Annotated in this window: 15 protein-coding genes; 2 read left to right on the top strand and 13 right to left on the bottom strand. The window is 68.9% G+C overall.

Annotated elements, in window-relative coordinates; genetic code table 11:
* Positions 1-81: 81 nt before the first annotated feature.
* Complete coding sequence (locus JAN5088_RS00195; protein WP_055680796.1) at positions 82-1,803, top strand: ABC transporter ATP-binding protein; 1,722 nt, start codon at positions 82-84, stop codon at positions 1,801-1,803.
* A gap of 86 nt (positions 1,804-1,889) precedes the next feature.
* Positions 1,890-2,717 carry a polysaccharide pyruvyl transferase family protein gene (locus JAN5088_RS00190; RefSeq protein ID WP_055680795.1) on the top strand — a complete coding sequence of 276 codons (828 nt, stop codon included), beginning with the start codon at positions 1,890-1,892 and terminating at the stop codon, positions 2,715-2,717.
* Between the two features lie 24 nt (positions 2,718-2,741).
* Here the strand turns inward: JAN5088_RS00190 and JAN5088_RS00185 are convergent, their stop codons facing one another.
* From JAN5088_RS00185 to JAN5088_RS00125, 13 genes are all read right to left on the bottom strand, one after another.
* Positions 2,742-3,329 (bottom strand): glycosyltransferase family 29 protein, encoded by a 588-nt coding sequence (locus JAN5088_RS00185; RefSeq protein ID WP_055680794.1) that lies wholly within the window; start codon positions 3,327-3,329, stop codon positions 2,742-2,744.
* Between the two features lie 31 nt (positions 3,330-3,360).
* Entirely contained in the window at positions 3,361-4,128 is a 768-nt protein-coding gene (locus JAN5088_RS00180) for a hypothetical protein (protein ID WP_055680793.1), read from the bottom strand.
* Positions 4,125-5,114: a polysaccharide pyruvyl transferase family protein gene (locus JAN5088_RS00175; RefSeq protein ID WP_055680792.1), complete on the bottom strand. Its 990-nt coding sequence runs from the start codon at positions 5,112-5,114 to the stop codon at positions 4,125-4,127. Before JAN5088_RS00175 ends, JAN5088_RS00180 begins: the two co-directional genes overlap by 4 nt.
* A gap of 61 nt (positions 5,115-5,175) precedes the next feature.
* Positions 5,176-6,438: a glycosyltransferase family protein gene (locus JAN5088_RS00170; RefSeq protein ID WP_143114587.1), complete on the bottom strand. Its 1,263-nt coding sequence runs from the start codon at positions 6,436-6,438 to the stop codon at positions 5,176-5,178.
* Positions 6,439-6,907: 469 nt separating this feature from the next.
* Entirely contained in the window at positions 6,908-8,605 is a 1,698-nt protein-coding gene (locus JAN5088_RS00165) for an acyl-CoA dehydrogenase family protein (protein ID WP_055680790.1), read from the bottom strand.
* Positions 8,602-9,567, bottom strand: coding sequence for an NAD(P)H-dependent flavin oxidoreductase (locus tag JAN5088_RS00160; RefSeq protein ID WP_055680789.1), 966 nt, complete (start codon positions 9,565-9,567; stop codon positions 8,602-8,604). The genes JAN5088_RS00165 and JAN5088_RS00160 overlap by 4 nt, the downstream gene beginning before the upstream one ends.
* A 12-nt stretch (positions 9,568-9,579) precedes the next feature.
* Complete coding sequence (locus JAN5088_RS00155) at positions 9,580-10,407, bottom strand: HTD2 family dehydratase (protein WP_055680788.1); 828 nt, start codon at positions 10,405-10,407, stop codon at positions 9,580-9,582.
* Entirely contained in the window at positions 10,404-11,219 is an 816-nt protein-coding gene (locus JAN5088_RS00150; RefSeq protein ID WP_055680787.1) for an HpcH/HpaI aldolase/citrate lyase family protein, read from the bottom strand. The genes JAN5088_RS00155 and JAN5088_RS00150 overlap by 4 nt, the downstream gene beginning before the upstream one ends.
* Position 11,220: 1 nt before the next feature.
* Complete coding sequence (locus tag JAN5088_RS00145) at positions 11,221-12,384, bottom strand: acyl-CoA dehydrogenase family protein (protein ID WP_055680786.1); 1,164 nt, start codon at positions 12,382-12,384, stop codon at positions 11,221-11,223.
* Between the two features lie 30 nt (positions 12,385-12,414).
* Positions 12,415-13,050, bottom strand: a complete 636-nt coding sequence (locus tag JAN5088_RS00140) for a 3-oxoacid CoA-transferase subunit B (protein ID WP_055680785.1) — start codon at positions 13,048-13,050, stop codon at positions 12,415-12,417.
* Complete coding sequence (locus JAN5088_RS00135; RefSeq protein WP_055680784.1) at positions 13,047-13,712, bottom strand: 3-oxoacid CoA-transferase subunit A; 666 nt, start codon at positions 13,710-13,712, stop codon at positions 13,047-13,049. The genes JAN5088_RS00140 and JAN5088_RS00135 overlap by 4 nt, the downstream gene beginning before the upstream one ends.
* Before the next feature lie 9 nt (positions 13,713-13,721).
* A complete protein-coding gene (locus JAN5088_RS00130; protein ID WP_082429716.1) occupies positions 13,722-15,668 on the bottom strand; it encodes a TRAP transporter permease in 1,947 nt (648 codons plus the stop codon).
* 69 nt (positions 15,669-15,737) lie between these two features.
* A complete protein-coding gene (locus JAN5088_RS00125; RefSeq protein WP_055680783.1) occupies positions 15,738-16,865 on the bottom strand; it encodes a TAXI family TRAP transporter solute-binding subunit in 1,128 nt (375 codons plus the stop codon).
* Between the last annotated feature and the right edge of the window lie 25 nt (positions 16,866-16,890).

The raw sequence follows: 16,890 nt of genomic DNA, 5'->3' as shown, positions 1-16,890 counted from the left end.
GTTCTGACCACAGCTTCCGGGACCGGACAGGAATTGGCGAAACGAAAGCGTTTGAAGGACCGGCCGTACGGAGACGGCGAGATGTTCGCGCGCCTGTGGCGCACTTATCTTCGGCGTCATGCCCCGATGATCGCGGTCGCAGGCACCTTGATGGTCATCGAGGGCAGCACGCTCGGCCTGCTGTCCTGGCTGCTCAAGCCGATGTTCGACCGTATCTTCGTGGGCGGACAGGCCGATGCAATCTGGTGGGTCGGCCTGGGGATCTTCGGGCTGTTCGCGCTTCGGGCGGTCACCGGCGTGGCGCAGCGGATCATCGTCACACGGATCTCGAACCGCAATTCCGCGGACATGCAGGCGGATCTCCTCCGGCATGTGCTGACGCTGGACAACGCCTTCTTTCAGGCGACATCGCCCGGAACGATGATTGCCCGCGTGGCCTCCGACGCGACCGCGACCCAGGGCATCTGGCAGGCGCTGATCCTCGGGGCCGGGCGCGATGCCGTCGGGCTGGTTTCACTGGGGACCGTCGCCATCCTGATCGATCCGGTCTGGACGCTGGTCACCCTGATCGGCGCGCCGTTCCTGATCGGTCCGAACTTCGTGCTGCAACGCTACATCCGCAAGAAAAGCGCAGCGCTTCGGGAAATCACCGCCGCGCGGACCACGCGCCTGGACGAGGTCTTTCACGGCGTGACGCCGGTCAAGCTGAACGGGCTGGAACAATACCAGGTCGGCCGGTTCGTCTCGCTCACCGATGCGTTCGTGACGGCGAAGGTCAAATCGGCGGCCGGATCGGCGATGATCCCGGGGCTCGTCGACCTCGCCGTCGGCCTGGGGTTCTTCTGCGTCCTGCTCTACGGCGGACGCGAGATCATCTCGGGCGAGAAGACGGTAGGCGACTTCATGTCCTTCTTCGCCGCCATGACCCTGGCATTCCAGCCGATCCGTCGCCTCGCGTCGCTCACCGGGACATGGCAGAAGGCCGCCGCCAGCCTCGAGCGGGTGTTCCAGCTGCTCGACATGCGGCCCACCCTGCCCGGCCCCGAACCCGTCCTGCGCCGCCCGGACCTGCCCGACACGACGATCCGGTTCGAGGACGTGCGGCTGTCCTACGGCAAGTCCGAGATCCTCCGGGGCCTCGACTTCACCGCCCAGGCCGGCCGGACGACCGCGCTCGTGGGTCCGTCGGGTGCCGGGAAGACGACCGTCTTCAACGTCCTGACCCGCCTTGTCGAGCCGAAATCCGGCCGCGTGACCATCGGCGGGCAGGACATCGCGGGGATGGAGCTGGGCGGTCTGCGGTCGCTGTTCTCGGTGGTCACGCAGGACGCGCTGCTGTTCGACGAGACCATCCGCGAGAACATCCTCCTCGGCCGCACCGACGTGTCTGAGGACCGGCTGCGCGCGGCCATCGAGGCGGCCCACGTCGCCGAGTTCGTCGATGCGATGCCCGCGGGCCTCGACACCCGCGCTGGCCCGCGCGGCTCCAACCTGTCGGGCGGACAGCGCCAGCGCGTCGCGATCGCCCGCGCCATCCTGCGCGACACGCCCATCCTGCTCCTCGACGAGGCGACCTCGGCGCTCGACTCCGCGGCGGAGGTCAAGGTCCAGGCCGCGCTTGAGACGCTGTCCCGGGGCCGGACGGTCCTCGTCATCGCGCACCGCCTTTCGACGGTCGCCGGCGCCGACAAGATCGTCGCCATGGAACACGGCCGCGTCGACGACGAGGGAACGCAGTCCGAACTTCTCAGCCGCGGCGGCCTCTTCGCAAACCTGCACGCCTTGCAGTTCGAGGGGACGTGAGGGGCGACCGGGGCGGACCATGGACCAAAGGCTTGTCGAACCGTAAGACAGCTTTGCGCGTGCGTGGCCAATAGGAGACGAGAAAGATGAAGATCGCAGCCCTGTCATGGCCCGGAAACAACATCGGCGACGACGTGCAGTCGGTGGCCGTCATGCAACACCTTCCTGCCGTCGATCTGTTTATCCCCCGGGATCATCTCGACACGTATCGGGGCGATCGGGCTCTCCTGATCATGAACGGATGGTTCCAGAACGAAATCCGGAACTGGCCGCCGAGCGACCGGATCGTACCGTTGTTCTTTGGCTTTCACGTCCAGAAGCGGATGCGCGAGACCGTGGCGCAAAACGTCGAGTATCTGCGACGGCACGCGCCTATTGGCTGCCGCGACAAGGCCACAATGGAATTCATCCGCTCGCTCGGCGTTGAGGCCTATTTCTCCTATTGCGCGACGCTAACCTTCGACGCTCCCGAAGATCGGAACGCGGATTCCATCTACCTGGTGGAAGCGGATAGAAACCGGCCAGTGGGAAAGATCGACAACCCCGAAGGTCTCGCCATCCGGGATGTCAGTCACCGGCTCGTTGCCGTGCCGAACGATCTTAGAATCGAATATGCGACCGAAATGGTACGGACGTACGGGCGGACCGCACGATACGTCGTGACCTCGCGTATCCACTGTGCGATGCCCTGCGCTGCGATGGGAATCCCGGTGGTGTTCACCGGTCCGGTCGGAAGGCGCACGAGCGTCATCGACGAGGCAGGTATTCCGCGTCTGCCATCGTTGACCCTGCGCGAACGCATATCAGGCCCAGCGAAGTTGCCGCTACCGAAGCCCGTAGACATCTCGGATTTGAAGGCCCGCATCGTCAAGGACCTGCGCGGGCGGATAGAGGCAGCCTTGGCGGCCGGTTGACACGACCGGCAGCCTCTTGATCGGTCAGGAGAAAATCTGCCAGCCGTTCCGCTCCACCGCTTCGAGTACGAAGTCCCGTTCGGCCGCCCAATCGTGGGCGCCCTTGTTGTCCTTAGTCCGGTAGTAGGTCCCGCTCGCCTTGAAGTCGAAGCCGAAGATACGGATCCCTGCGTCCGTCAGCGTCGAGAGCATGTGGAATGTGGCGACACCGACGGAGGGACGCGCCCCCAGCGCTGCCGCCAGGTCCTCCCGAAGGTGACGGGGATAGAAGGCCTGGTCCGGATCGGCAGCCTCGCTCCGGTCGGCCTCGCTCATCCAGACGGAATAGGCCCCCCGCAGATAGCCACGCTTGAACCTGATGCGCCACGGCGCGAGGCGCAGGTTGCGTTCCAGGCTGGGTCGCGTGCTGAAGCAATGGACGTCGATCCTCCGACCCTGGGCCGCCGGCCGGACGGGGATGCCTGAATTCAGCCGGACGACACAGCCGGCGTCGATGCGGGACCCGTGACCCGACGCAAGCAGCGAGGCCGCGTTCCCGACCAGGGAAACGGGCCGCCCTGCGATGATGCGGCGCAGATCGGCCGAAAGCCGGGTTTCGTCGATGGGGGTCAATACGGAATATCCAACTGATGTGGGTCCAAGCTCAATCCTGATAAAGGTGGCGGCGCACGTGGCGGCCGAGAACGACCTCTGGCCGATGCGGAGCCTCAAGGCGGCGCCGCAGGGCGGCCTTCTCGCTGAGAGGTTCGTGCGCCCCGCGGGCATCGACCCAGGCCCGCGCCTCCGCGCCGGTGCGCACGGCCGGGTTGTAGCCCGACGCATAGGCCGTCTCGAAGAAGGTGAAACCGTGAATGGCAAGTTCGGCGATGGGGCAGTCGAGGAAGAACATCACCGCGGAGGTCCCGACGGTCGGTGGTCGGTCGCCGATTGCCCGGCGGATCCGGTCCGTCATCCGCGGGGGGACGATCCTGACCGGCGGGCCGCCGTCGCGCCCCAGCTCGGCTCGCTTCGCCCAATAGAGATCTCGCAGGCGCCGGTTGCGCCAGTGCGGATAGACGACCATGCCGACGCCGAGCGCGTTCAGGCGGGAAGCGGGGATGGCCCCGGCACTGCGCTCGCCCTCCTCCCGGAGGTTGTGAAAGAGGACGTCGGTGCGGCGGCCGAGGACGTCCGGCTGCGCCTCCGAGAGCATGAGGCCGTTGTTCAGACGCACGACGACATCGTAGGAATCGACGTCCGTCCCCTCCAGATCCTCCGTCACCGTCTCGGCCGGGCCGATCACGATGACCCGAAGGTCGCGGAAGTCGGACGGCCGAAGCTGATCCGGCCCGCCGGGCAGCCAGGGAACGAGTTGGAGGCGCGCGCGCAACCGCTTCGCCGCCGCCTCGATCCGCCGGGTCCGGATCCTCATCTGCCGACCTGCCGCAGAATGTCGTCGAACATCCGCGAGCGCCCCATCTCGGCCTGCTCGAGGTAGCGACGGATCGCCGCCCGGTCCGCCTCGGCGTATGGCACGCCCGCCCGCAACCGCTCGATGGTGGCCGGATCGCGGAGCAGGTCGAGTTCCAGCATCCGGCCCTCATGACCAAGCGAATCCGCCATCACCGCCTCGATCTTGCGGGTGTTGGACGGCAGGGCGATCACGGGCGTGAACGTCGCCAGGGACAGCAGGACGGTGTGGAACCGTCCCGTCAGGACCAGCGCCGCCGTCGAAAGGCGCCGACCGAAGGCATCGACGTCCGAGCGCGGGCGCCAGTTCCGCCCCGCGGCCAGCGGCGGCCACTTGTCCTCCAGCCGGTGACGCAACCTGGCCAAGCGGGGGCCTCTCTTCTTCGGCCGCATTCGCGCATGGTCGGCCCCGATCTCGGCGGCGACCGTCCTCAGCGCCTTCGCCGTTTCCCTGAGGACGCTGTCGGTGACGAGGATCCCGTCACGTTCCGACGAGGGGGGTGCGAACGTCACGCCGAGCGACAGGTCCGGCACCATCGTCGCAGCGATTCCCAGCCCGGAGAGGTAACCGAGACTTTCCGACTCCCGGACGTGGATCGTGTCGAACCCGCGCAGCGCCTCGATCGCCGGAGCATCGAGGTCGGAGATCGACGCGTTGAGCAAATGGATCGGCACGCCCCGTTTGCGCGCATAGGCCGGCAGTTCGAGCAAATCGCGCGTCCGCTGGCGCTCGGCGGAATGGTGGATCGTCCCTTCGCCGTTGACCACGATCGCATCGACCGGCCGTCGGTCGAGCCAGCGGACACGGGGCTGCCAGGGCACCCCGACGGGCCAGAGCCAGACCGGGTCCGCATCCCGCGCCGCAAGCGCGCGCAGCAGCGTCGTCATCACGGCGGTACATCCGTGATGCCCGCTCACGGAGGTGTCGTTGAACAGACCGATACGCATGCAACCTCCCTAGACCGAAACGGTGACGGCCGACAATGAAGCCGGATCCGGCACGACGTCCTTACGGCCGGGGCAGGATCGTCGACCGCCAGGCCCGGCGCTCTTCGGACAGGCGCGGCTTCGGGACAGCGCCGCCGTCGCGCAGGCGTCGGACCAGGCTTGCCCGACCGTAGAGTTCCGCGGCGAGGTCACGACAGGCCGCAAGATGCGCCAACCGGCCCGGATCGTCGGCGGCAAGCCGTTCGATCACGCCGCGCACCTCGGCCGGCATGCAGTAGAAGCCCAGGTCCCCGAACGTCGCTTCGAACCGCGGCGGCAGGATCACCGGGAGCCCCGAAAGCACCGCTTCCGCGATGGTCCGCCCGAAGGCCTCGTGCCGCTCGGGCGAGGGGAAGTTCACGAAGACGTCGAGCGACGCAAGATAGTCCTGCACCCCGCCCAGACCGAACGGCAGCACCTCCCACCCGTCCGGGGTCCGTCCGAGCATCATCTCGACCACTTCGGCGCCGCCCAGGATACGGACCCGCAGGTCCGGATCGCCCTCGGGATAGGCCGCAAGCAACTCGTCGGGATCCTCGAGCCACTTGCCCGGATGATCCCGCGCGTGCCGGCCGATCGTGATCGGCGCCGTCAGCCTCGGCCGCGGCGCGAACTCGAAGGCGGTCTCGTCGAGAACGGGGGGCCAGTCGCGTGGCGACAGGCGCGAGGTCACGTCCGTTCCCTCCAGGTCGCGGTCGGACTCGGCCCGGATGAGGGGGCTCAGCGGGCAAAGTTCGACCGACGGCCAGGGCAGGGCCGCGACCCGGCGGTGCAGATCCGGCCAATCGAAGATGGGTCTGCCATCCTCGTTCCAGGCCGCGTTGTTGATCACCATGATCGCATGGTCCGGCGTGATGCGATGCGTCAGCTTCTCGAACAGACGGGTGGTCATCATGCGGGGACCGCGGGCGATCAAGGTCCGGCAGGTCAGATGCTCGACATGATGAGCGGGCACGACCCGGTCCTGCCAGGGCAGGAAACGCTCGGACATCCACCGCCATTTCCAGCGCGACCGCTTGATGCTGCAATTGACGATGAGAACGCGGAGCCCGGCGGCCTCGAAGGCTTCGAGTTCGGTCAGCGTGGTCACCGCGTTCCCGCCGGGAAAGGTGCAGTTCGTGACGATGCACACGTCGGCATCGAGGCGTCCCCCCGCGTGGAGCGTCGGATCCGTCACCACGCCGGGTTTCGGTTTCTGCGCCCTGCTTGCGACGAGCTTCCAGAACCGGTCGTGTAGCCGGTACTTCCATGCACCTCGGCGATCTTGGCTGGTCTCGAGGTTCATCTCGATCTCCGCATCTAGTTCGGCTCCCGCGACTTGTCATCGTCAGCCTGCCGAGTCCACTTGGATGAAATCTCTTTCATCGCTGCAAGACGGACCGTTGCCCAAGCTGTCGAAGGGTGCGGGTCCGCAAGCCGTCCCACAGCCTCTGCATCGCTGGAAGCAGGCCGGCAAGGATCGCGTCCGATGTATCTGCGGGACGGCGAAAAACGACCGCTCCCGGGTGCGCGAACTTGGGGACGCTTCCCGATCGATGCTGGAGGTGCGGGCAAAGGCTATGCGCGACGCCTGCGTCCGGGGTCAGATATCGTCTTGGCGAAGTATCGCAGAGCGCGGTCATGGGTGGTTGGAACGAGGGCGGACCTTGACGGGGGACCTGGGGTAACGCCAGGAACGCATCGTTCAGGCTTCCCCCCCCGGAGGGCCGGATAGCCCGACCAGCCGATCGCACTCCATTCGCGTCAATCGACCCTCACCCGTCCGTATCGCACCCGGCGCGCGCCAGCAGGTCGGGCAGCCACTCCGGGTCCGCCGCGACGGGCGCCAGCGGATCGGCCGGGCACAGGCGATGCGTGACCACCAGTTCCGCCAGGCGCCTGCGATCGGTGCCCGTCGGCCCCTCGATCCGCGCGCCTTCCCAGGCGAGGAAGATTGCGGAGGTCACGTGGTAGAGCGCGGTCGCGGCCCGGCGCACCTCCGCCTCCGCCCCTTCGGCGGCTTCGGTCAGCAACGCGGCGGCGCGGCCGAGCAGCGGGCGAAGCTGATCGGCAAGAGGGGTGTCGACCTCGGACAGCAGGCCCTCGAGGTAGTCAGTCAGCGCCTCGCCCGCCCCCGCGCGCCGCGCGGCGCGGGCCACGTCGAGGGCCACGATGTTGCTCGTCCCCTCCCAGATGGAGCCCAGATGCGCATCGCGCAGGACGCGCGCGTCGGACCATTCCTCGATATAGCCGCAGCCGCCACGCACCTCCATCGCGTCGCCGGCCACCTTGCGCGCCTCGCGGCAGGTCCGGAACTTGATGAGCGGCGTCAGGATCCGCAGGACGCGGGCCATTTCCGCATCACCGCCGTCGGCCGCCTCCAGGACACGGGCAGTGTGGAACACCATGCTGCGCGCCTGTTCGGCGCTGACCACCATCTTGGCCAGCTGCCGCCGCATCAGCGGCTTGTCGATCAGGCGGCCGTCGAAGGCCGTGCGGTGGCGCGCGATGAACAGCGCCTCGGCCACCGACCGGCGCATCAGACCGGCGCTGCGCACGCCGTTGGCCAGCCGCGACATGTTGATCATGTCGGTCATCTGCTTGAAGCCCTGCCCCGGATCGCCCACCAGCCAGGCCGCCGCGCCCTCCATCACGATCTCGCCCGAGGCCATGGACCGCGTGCCCATCTTGTCCTTGAGCCGCACGATCCGATAGGCGTTCCGGCTCCCGTCGGGCAGGTCGCGCGGCAGCAGGAACAGCGACAGGCCCCTGGTCCCGTCCTGGCCCCCCTCCGGCCGCGCCAGCACCATGGCGAGGCCCGCATCGGGGTTCGAGCAGAACCACTTGTCGCCCCAGAGGCGCCATTCCCCCCCCTCCTCGCGCGCGACGGTGTCGATGGCGCCCACATCCGAGCCCGCGGCCTGTTCGGTCATGAACATCGCACCCTGCGTCAGCGCCTCCATATCCTGGCTCAGCAGACCGTCCAGATGCCGCGCGACGAGGTCGGCATCGCCGAACCGGCGCAGCGTCCGGGTCAGCGAATCCGTCATGCTGAGCGGGCAGCAAAGCCCGAACTCGGCCTGCACCAGCAAGAACACCAGCGCGTATTTCGCCACGGGCGGCAGCGGCGCCCCGGCCCCGAAGACGCCCGCACGGTGCGACATGGCGGCCAGCCCGAAATCCGCAAAGGCCACCTGCTCCAGTTCGCGGTAGGCGGGGTGTTTCTCGACCCGCTCGTCGGGCGCCCCGTTGCGCGCTCGCAGCGACAGGACGGGCGGGTTCCGGTCCGCCTCGATGGCCAGCCGCTCCAGCCGGTCGCCCACCAGCGCGCCCATCCGGTCGAGCTGCGGGTCGAGCAGCGCGCGCACCTGCGGCGTCATGTAAAGGTCGAGCAGCGCCGCGAACGCCGGGTCGGCGCGCCAGGCGTTCGTGCCCCGGCTGTCGGGCACGTTCTGGTGGATCGTTCCGGTCATGGGGTTGGTCCTTCTATCGTCGCGCAAAGGGTTCTCCGCGCCGCATCGTATTCCCGGCGCAGGCGCGCGATCACTTCGGCCGCCGGCTCCACCGCCTGCGACTGGATCACGCCCTGCCCCGCGCTCCAGACGTCCTTCCAGGCCTTGGGCCGCGCCGGATCGTTCTTGGACGCCATCTGCCGCGGCTGCGCCCGCAGCGCCTCCTCCGGATCGACACCGGCGGCGACGATGCTGGAGGAGAGGTAATTGGCGTGTGTGCCCGAGAAATAGGGGGTATAGAGGATGCCGTCGGCCTCCGCCTCGACGATGGCCTGCTTGTGGGCTTCGGGCGCAATGGCCTCCCGCGTGGGGATGAAGACCGTGCCGGCATAGGCGAAATCGCAGCCGAGCACCTCTGCGGCCAGGATCGCGCGCCCGTTGGCGATGGCCCCCGACAGGATCAGCGGCCCGTCCCAGAAGGCGCGCACCTCCTCGATCAGCGCGAAGGGGCTGAGCGTTCCGGCATGACCCCCCGCCCCCGCCGCGACCAGGATCAGCCCGTCCACGCCGGAGGCGGCAGCGCGTCGGGCGTGGCGCGCCTTGATGACGTCGTGGAACACCAGTCCGCCATAGGAATGGACCGCCTCGACCACCCTGTCGGGCGCCGAAAGCGAGGTGATGACCAGCGGCACCTTGTGGCGGACGATGGCGGCGAGGTCCTCCTCCAGCCGCTCGTTGTAGGCGTTCACGATCAGGTTCACGCCATACGCCGCCGCCCCGGTTCCCGCGAGCCGCGTCTCGATCTGCGTCAGCCAGTCGTCGATGGCGGCTGCCGGGCGCGCGTTGAGCGAAGGGAAGGTGCCTATGATCCCGGCGCGGCATTGCGCCACCACCAGATCGACACCGGATGCGAGGAACATCGGCGCGCCGATCAGCGGGAGCGTCAGGCCGGCCTTGAGGTCGTCGAGAGTCGTCGGGCCCATGTCGGAGCTCCTTCAGATCGGGGAATGGCTGGCCTCGAAGGTCACGGTGCCGTCGAGCCGCTCCAGCCGCAGGCGATCCTCCTGCGCGTGAAGCGTCACCGGCTGCCCCGCGATGAGCGGCGAGACCCCGCGATAGGCGAAGCGGAACGCGGGCCCCGCCCGCGCAGCCGCGGCGTTCAGCAGAAGCGTCGCCTGGATCGGGCCGTGCACCACGAGGCCGGGATAGAACTCCACCTCCGTGGCATAGGGACGGTCGTAATGGATGCGATGCCCGTTGAACGTCATCGCCGAGTAGCGAAACAGCGTGACCGCATCCCCGACCCAGCCGCCTTCGGGCACCGGGGCGCCGATGTCGTCGGGCGCGGCCTGCGCCGCGGGCGTGCGGGCGGGGCGATAGACGATGTCGTGGCGCTCCTCGATGACGGGCGCGCCGCCCACGCTCAGGACATGGTGCAACGCGACGAACACGAGCGGCCCGCTGCGCCCGTCCTTGGGCGTGATCGCCCCGATGCGGGACCGGCGGGTGACGGTGTCGCCGATCCGCAGGGGCCGCAGCAGGCGCAGATCGCCCCCCGCCCACATCCGGCTGGGCAGCGGCACCGGCGGCAGGAAGCCGCCCCGCGCCGGATGGCCGTCGGGACCGAGGTCGCCGCGCGGCACCGCGGGCGGCGCAAGGCACCAGTGCAGACCGGGCGGCACCTCATCGCCCCCTGCCCGCAGCCAACCCCCGAAGGTCGCGCGGAACCTCTCGACCAGACCGGGCGTCACCACGTCCGACGCGGCCTCCTCGCGGCCGAGCCAGCAATTCAGACGGTCCATGTCGATTCCAGGCTGGGTCATGCAAGTTCCCTCCCACGGTCCAATATGCGGCGCGCGCGGGCGACGAGCGGCGCGTCCACCATGGCGCCGTCCACCGTGACGGTCGTGCCGTCCGCCGAGGCGTCGACCACCCGGCAGGCCCAGTCCACCAGCGCGGGCGCGGGGCGGAAGGCCGCGCGCACCGGCTCGACCTGCGCGGGATGGATCAGGAGCTTGCCGCCGAAGCCCATCTCCTGCGCGTGAACCGCGTCGTCGGCCGCCGCACCCGCATCGCGCACCTCTGCCGTCACGCCGTCGATGGGCGCGGGCCGGCAGGCCAGCCGCGCCGCCCGGACGATGGCGCTCCGCACCGGCAGCAGGACCGACCGCAGATGCGCGCAGCCCATGTCCTCCGCCATGTCGATGGAGCCGAAGGCGACGCGGTCCGCCGCCGCGGCGATGGCGTCGATCGCGGCCAGCCCCGCCACCGTCTCGACCAGCGCCACGACCGTCCGCCCCGGCGCCAGCGCGGCGCGCAGGGTGTCGATCTCGGCCGCGCTCTCGGTCTTGGGCAGCATCACGCCGTCGAACTCCGCCGCCCGCGCGAAGGCCACGTCGTCCGTATGCCAAGGCGTGCCGCAGCCGTTGATCCGCAGCCACAGCCGCGCCGTCCGCCCGTCGGGCAGCGCCCCGTGGGGGATGCGCCGCACGGCCGTCTTGCTGCGCGCGGGAACGGCGTCCTCCAGGTCGATGACGACACAGTCCGTGCCCGCTTCGCAGGCGCGCGCGAAGCGGTCGGGCCGGTCGGCCGGCACGAAGAGCGGAAAGCACAGGGGGGCGGCTACGCGCTCCATCTCAGAAGCTGCGCGGCAGGCCGAGGACATGCTCGGCCACGTAGGACAGGATGAGGTTGGTCGAAATCGGCGCCACCTGATAGAGTCGCGTCTCCCGGAACTTGCGCTCGATGTCGTAGTCCTGCGCGAAGCCGAAACCGCCGAAGGTCTGCATGCAGGCGTTCGCCGCCTCCCAGGAGGCATCGGCCGCCAGCAGCTTGGCCATGTTCGCCTGTGCGCCGGCCGGCTCCATGGCGTCGAAGCGGCGGCAGGCCTCGAACCGCATCAGGTTCGCCGCCTCGATGTTGGTGAAGGCGCGGGCGAGCGGGAACTGCACGCCCTGGTTCTGCCCGATGGGGCGGCCGAAGACCTCGCGCTCGCCGGCATAGGCCACCGCCCGGTCGATGAACCAGTAGCCGTCCCCGATGCATTCCGCGGCGATCAGCGTCCGTTCCGCGTTCAGCCCGTCGAGGATGTAGCGGAACCCTTTCCCCTCCTCGCCGATCAGCGTGTCGGCGGGGATCTCCAGGTCGTCGAAGAACAGCTCGTTCGTCTCGTGCCCGACCATGTTGGCAATGGGCTTCACCTCCATCCCCCGGCCGATCAACCCGTCGAGCTCCAGCAGGAACACCGACAGTCCGTCCGACTTGCGCGCCACCTCGGCCAGCGGCGTCGTGCGGGCGAGCAGGATCATCAAATCGGAATGCTGCACCCGGCTGATCCAGACCTTCTGGCCGTTGACGACATATGTGTCGCCTTTCCGGACGGCCGTGGTCTTGAGCTTCGTCGTATCCGTTCCCGTCGTCGGCTCGGTCACGGCCATGGACTGCAGGCGCAGCTTACCGCTGGCGATGCACGGCAGATAGCGTTCCTTCTGCGCGTCCGACCCATGGCGCAGCAGCGTGCCCATGTTGTACATCTGGCCGTGGCAATGGCCCGCGTTGCCGCCGGCGCGGTTGATCTCCTCCATCACGATGCTCGCCTCGGTCAGCCCGAGGCCCGAGCCGCCGAAGGCCTCGGGGATCATCGCGGCCATCCATCCCGCCTCGGTCAGCGCGTCGATGAACTCCACCGGATAGGTGCCCTCGGCCCCGTGCCTGCGGTGGTATTCGGGCGGAAACGCCGCGCAGAGGCTGCGAAGCGCGTCGCGCAGGTCGTCGTGCGTATCGGGGGCGCTGGTCTTCATGCGGTGTCCTGTCGTTCGGAATGCGGCGGGTCAGGTGTGGATCGTGGCCTCCGTCACGGCCTGCACCTCGGCCAGCGAGTTGCCGGGCGTCAGGTCCACGAGCACAAAGCCCGCGTCGGTCACGTCGAGCACGGCAAGGTCGGTATAGACCCGGCTCACCACGCCGAGCCCGGTCAGCGGAAAGGTGCAACGGCGCAGCAGCTTCGCCTCGCCGTCGCGCCCGGTGTGGCGCATCATCACCAGGATGCGGGGCACGCCGACGACCAGGTCCATGGCCCCGCCGACCGCGGGCGGGAACGTCTCGTCGAGCGTCGCCCAGTTGGCCAGGTCGCCGTTTTCGGCCACCTGATAGGCGCCGAGCACCGCGATATCTATGTGCCCGCCGCGCATCATCGCGAAGCTGTCGGCATGTTCGAAGAAGGACGCGCCCGGCGCGGTGGTGATGTAGCGCTTGCTCGCGTCGATCATCTCGACGTCCTCCTGCCCCGCGGGGGGGGTCGGCCCGACGCCGAGGATGCCGTTCTCGGAATGATAGACCACCTCCCGCCCATCGGGGACATGAGCCGAGACATGGGTGGGCTTGCCGATCCCGAGGTTCACGTAGGACCCGTCGGGGATGTCGCGGGCCACCCGCGCGGCCAGGTCGCTGTCGCTGAGACGGTTCATGGGCGCACTCCGTATTCGACGACGCTCTGCACGAAGATACCGGGGGTGACGACGCGCTCCGGCTCGAGGGGGGCCTCCGACAGGTGGCGGACTTCGGCGATGCTGTGGCGCGCGCCCATGGCCATGACCGGATTGAAGTTCCGCGCCGTGCCGTGATAGCTCAGGTTCCCCCAGGGGTCGCCGGCCTCGGCCCGCAGCAGCGCGAAATCGGCATGGAGCGGCCCTTCCATCACATAGCCGCGCCCGTCGATTACCCGCGTCTCCTTGCCCTCCGCCAGCAGGGTGCCATAGCCCGTGGGCGTCAGGAAACCGCCCAGCCCCGCGCCCGCCGCGCGGATGCGTTCGGCCAGCGTGCCCTGCGGGATGACCTCCAGCTCGATCTCGCGGGCCTCGAAGCGCCTCTCGAACCAGATCGACCCGGGCGAGCGGGGGTAGGAGCAGACGACTTTCGCCACCCGTCCGTCGCGCAGCAGCTTGGCCACGCCCGTCTCGCCCGCGCCGGCGTTGTTGGCGATGATCGTCAGCTCGCGCGCGCCCTGTTCCAGCAGCGCGTCGATCAGGCCGAAGGGGATGCCGGACGACCCGAAGCCGCCGATCATGACGCTGGCCCCGTCGGGGATGGGCGCGACCGCCTCCGCGAGGTCCTTGGCTCTCTTGTCCATAGGGGTCTCCTAGGCTTTGGAGGCGGACCGCCGTCCGCGCCGCAACAGGTTGAAGGCCGCCACCGCCACCAGCACCCCCGCCCCCGCGATGCTGGTCAGAAGCTCCGGCAGGATGATGAGCACGCCGCCCGCGGCAAAGACCACGCGGCTGACCACGCCCACGGTGCCCACTCCGTAGATCCATCCCTCGAAGGCCGCCGTGATGGCCCAGATGGCGATGAGCGTCAGGCCCACGCGCTCGACGATCTGGAGCGCGGTCCCCTCCATGATGAGGGCAGGGTCGTAGACGAAGATGAAGGGCAGCACGAAGAGCGGTAGGCCCAGCCGCATCGCCCGGAACCCCGTCTCGATGGGTCTGGAGCCGGCGATGTTCGCCGCCGTGATCGCCGCCAGCGCCACCGGCGGCGTGATGTAGGACAGCATCCCCCAGTAGAGGATGAACAGATGGCTCGCCAGCGGGTTCAGCCCGGCCTGGATCAGCGCGGGGGCCAGCAGGATCGACAGGAAGATGTAGCAGGCCGTCACCGTCATCCCCATGCCCAGCACGAAGCTCGTCACCGCGCCCGCCAGCAGCATCAAGGGGATGTTGCCACCCGCATGGAGCAGCAACTCGCGCGAGAAGGCCCCCGCCACGCCGGTATAGGACAGCCCGCCCACCACCAGCCCGATCCCCGCGAGGATCGCCACGAGCTTGCCCACGTTGACCGCGATGTCGAGCAGCAGGTCGTTGGCCCGTGCCAGCGTCAGCCGCGTCTCCTTGCGGAAGGCCGTGGCCACCAGCATCACCGCCGAGGCGTAGTAGGGCGAGCGGGATTCGAGGCGCAGCCCCATCAGCACGAAGATCAGCACCGCGAGGCTGAGCAGATAGGGCCAGCCGCGCAGCAGGATGGGCCAGACCCGGGGGATCTCGGACCGCGGCAACCCCTCCAGTCCGCGCCGCGCCGCGAACATGTCCACCTGGAACAGGAGCGCGGCATAGAACAGCAGGGCCGGGATCAGCGCGGCGATGACGATGGTGCCGTAGGGCACGCCGAGGAACGACGCCATGACGAAGGCCACCGTCCCCATCACCGGCGGCATCAGCGTGGCCCCGGTGGAGGCGCAGGCCTCGATCGCGGCGGCATAGCCCGCCGGATAGCCGACCTTCCGCATCGTGGGGATAGAGAAGGGCCCCGAGGTCAGGATGTTCGAGATGACGCTGCCCGACAGAGAGCCCAGGATACCCGACCCCAGCACCGCCACCTTGGCCGGCCCGCCGCGGGTGTGCCCCATGAGCGCGGCGGCGAGCGCCATGAAGAAGTCGCTGCCCCGCGTCGTGACAAGCACCGATCCGAAGATGACGAAGCCGATCACCAGCTCCGCGACCACCTGCATCGGGATGCCGATGATGCTCTCGACGCCCAGGACGTGCGCGCGCACCGTCTCGACCGGGCCGAACTGCGTCCCCCAGAGAAACCCCGGCATGTGCCCGGCGTAAAGCGGGAAGGTCCCGAACAGCAGCGCCGTCGCCAGCAGGATCGGCCCGCCCGCCCGCCGCACGCCCTCCAGCACCAGCACGATCAGGATGCCGGCCATGACGTCGGCGGTGGGCGGCGCGTCGTATTCCCAGCCGCGCTGGATGATGTCGAGCCCGTGATTGCCGAGCCAGCCTGCGCTGACCAGCGCCAGCGCTGCCAGCACGAGGTTCGGCCAGACCGTCCAGCGCGGCGCCCCCGACCAGAGCGGCAGCACGAGGAAGGTGACGGCGAGAAAGATCGCGATGAGGTAGTAGAGATAGGCGTTGCCCAGCGGCTGGAACCCGAACAGCCCGAGCAGGAACTGCTGGTTCACCGCAAGCGCCACCCCTGCCGCTCCGAGCGCCAGGACGAGCCAGCGGACCGCGCCCGCAGGCTCCGTCGATCCGACGGGGGCCTTGGGCGGACGCTCCTCCGCGGTCCCTGCGCTGTCGTCTGTCATGGCATCGCCCCCGAAGCCCTCAAATCGAGACCCGGCGCGGAAGGCGCCGGGCAGGATCCCGCACGGGGATCAGTCGAGCGAGGCCAGGACCTCGGCCCGGCGGCTCATCCAGGCGTCGGCGTATTCCGCATCGGGCATATCGGAATTGGCCTCCAGGAACTCGTCCCAGGCCGCGACCAGCGCATCCATCCGCGCGGTGCGCTTCTGGTTCCAGGCCTCGTCCTCGTCCGTCCAGACGCCGATCTCGCGCAGGTAGCGCACGGCGCCGTCGTGGAACGGCACGTCCATCGCGGGCTTGCCGGCCAGGTCCAGCGACCAGCGCCCCATGGTGGCGGTCCCGTCCTTGTAGAGGTCGTAGCTCTCGTCCAGCGCCTTGATGAAGGCATAGACCTCGTCTTCGGCCTTGTCCTTCGTCGTGGTGATGACCGGATAGCGATAGGCCGCCATCTTGGCGATCTCGCCCTCCGGCAGACCCGCGGCGATGTCCTCGTCGGACGGGCCCATGATCGGCAGCACGCGCAGCAGCTTTTCCCATCCTTCGGCGTTGTCGGCCTCCAGCGGGGCATAGTGGATGCCGCGCGGGCTCTCGGCCAGTTCGTAGAGCTGGCTCGTCGTCGGCGTTGTGCAGGTCGCATCGGATTCGTTGCGCGTCATCGAAGACATGGCGGCGGCATAGGTCGGGAACATGACCACCTCGACATCCTCGAGCGTCAGGTCGCCGAAGGCCAGGATCGCCTCGCATTTCACGTTCACCGACGGGTTGCCCGCGACGAAGGCGATCCGCTTGCCCCGTGCGTCCGCGACCGTGTCGATGCCCGCGTCCCCCGCCGCGATCAGCGTGATGCCCGCCGGGCGCCCCGCCACGGCGCGCAACTGGCGCGGGCCCCATTCCTTCGTCGCGTAGTCATAGGCCCCCTCGCCCATGAAGAACGCCTCGGTCGCCAGGAACCCGTAGTCCGCGCGTCCCTGCAACAGCGGCTGAAGCCGCCCGATGCCGCTGCCCGAAGGCTGGATGCGGACCCGCGTGCCGAACTCGCGCCCGAAGGCATCCGCGATGGCCGAGGCTTCGGCGTAACCGGCCGATCCCACATCATAGGCCGTCCAGACCATCGTGTCCGGCAAGTCCTGCGCCGCGGCCGGCAGCGCCACGCAGGTGGCGAGCGCGGCCACCGTCGTCCTGAAGCTCGTGAAGTTCATGTCGTTCCTCCCCTGATCGTTCCGG

Origin of the sequence: Jannaschia rubra, assembly GCF_001403735.1 — a bacterium.
GTDB classification, from domain to species: domain Bacteria; phylum Pseudomonadota; class Alphaproteobacteria; order Rhodobacterales; family Rhodobacteraceae; genus Jannaschia; species Jannaschia rubra.
This window is presented reverse-complemented; position numbering and strand designations above follow the sequence as displayed.